A 776-nucleotide genomic window follows, 5' to 3' on the forward strand; every position below is an offset into this window, starting at 1 on the left:
CCAGTGCAGTAACTGGGGAAGCCTGACACCACATCCGGGCAAGTGCCGGAAGCGTTCATCAAGAGGAAGCTCAAGATGCACGTTGGTGCGAGGTGGCAGATGAATCCGTAGTAGTGAGTAAGGCTCGGCCTGAGAAGTCCAGTAATGGCGTGGAGGAGAAAACCGAGCTGACCATTAGCATCGCGTCTGATGGGGCACCGCTTTGCCAAAAGCAAGCGAGTGTTGCGAAGGGAGGAAGTACACTTTAAGTCTGTGATGAGCAGATGTTTTTTTTTAGTGGCACCCAAACCGATTCGCTATCGGGGTATTCCGGCGTGGTCACCTGTGGAAGCAGAAGACGACAACGAGAAACCGTGCACGGGAGTAACTTTGGCTCACTTTAGTCAATTGCCATTGAGCTAGAAAGCTAAACAGCAAAGTGAAACAAACCGACACTGAAGAAAACATCCTGTCCCCACACAGCACACAACCCAAGGGAAGACGTTGAGAGTTTATTACAGCCTGTACGGTCACTTGCTCAGTAAAGAGCGACTATACAGAGGATTTAAAAAGGTGTGTAAAGCGAAAGGCGCGGCCGGAATAGATAGGCAGAGCCTGAGCGACTTCGCCTCAAATCTGAGTGATAACCTTGACCAACTCCTCTCTGAGCTCAAAACCAAGCAGTACCAACCACAGCCGGTCAGACGGGTAGAAATCCCGAAAGACGGCGGTGGAGTGAGATTGCTTGGCATCCCGACAGTTCGGGACAGAGTTGTCCAACAAACCCTAAACGACCT

1 pseudogene is annotated in these 776 nt (G+C 51.0%); it reads left to right on the forward strand.

The features are described 5' to 3' along the window. Nucleotides 1–483: 483 nt before the first annotated feature. Nucleotides 484–776: pseudogene (locus CIK04_RS35155) on the forward strand (group II intron reverse transcriptase/maturase); the annotation flags it as partial.

The sequence above is a fragment of the Vibrio sp. 03_296 genome (assembly GCF_002265885.1).